Origin of the sequence: Citrobacter sp. TBCS-14 (genome assembly GCF_005280805.1) — a bacterium.
Lineage (GTDB): Bacteria > Pseudomonadota > Gammaproteobacteria > Enterobacterales > Enterobacteriaceae > Citrobacter > Citrobacter gillenii.
Genome location: NZ_SZWM01001175.1, coordinates 1 through 651, shown reverse-complemented (window position 1 = coordinate 651; position 651 = coordinate 1). Strand labels below are relative to the sequence as shown.

The 651-nt window shown below is 54.5% G+C and carries 1 pseudogene; it reads right to left on the bottom strand.

The window, feature by feature from the left end:
- Nucleotides 1–651, bottom strand: a pseudogene (gene secD / locus FDX22_RS24650) (protein translocase subunit SecD); the annotation flags it as partial.

The following is a 651-nucleotide window of genomic DNA, read 5'->3' as shown; positions in this document are numbered from 1 at the left end:
TGCGCCCAGAATTTCTTTCGCCCGCGCGGTATCCTGAATACCCGGCAGTTCGACCACGATGCGGTCAGCACCCTGACGTTGTACAACCGGTTCAGCAACACCCAGTTGGTTAACACGGTTACGCAGAATGTTGATGTTCTGCTGTACCGCGTATTCACGGGCTTCGCTCAGACGCGCATCGGTCATTACCGCACGCAGTGCATTGCTGCCCTGGCTGGAAATAACCAGATCCTGGTGACGCTTGCTCAGGTANATAAGAGATCGCGTCGTCACGCGCCTTGCCATCACGGAAGGTGATGCTCAGACCGTAGTTATCTTCTTTACGAACGGTAGTATAAGGAATGCCTTTTTCACGCAGATCGCTGCGCAGGCTATCGATATTTTGTTCCTGCAGTTTACCCAGCGCGGTGTCCATATCCACTTCCATCAGGAAGTGAACGCCACCACGCAGGTCAAGACCGAGTTTCATCGGTTCTGCGTGAATGGCTGCCAGCCAGCGCGGGGTTGCCGGAGCAAGGTTAAGCGCCACGACGTACTGATCGCCCAGTACGCCCATTAATACTTCACGTGCGCGCAGTTGGGTATCAGTGGAGTCGAAGCGCGCGAGAATAGCACCCTCTTCCAGAGCCACAGACTTAGGTGTGATTTTAT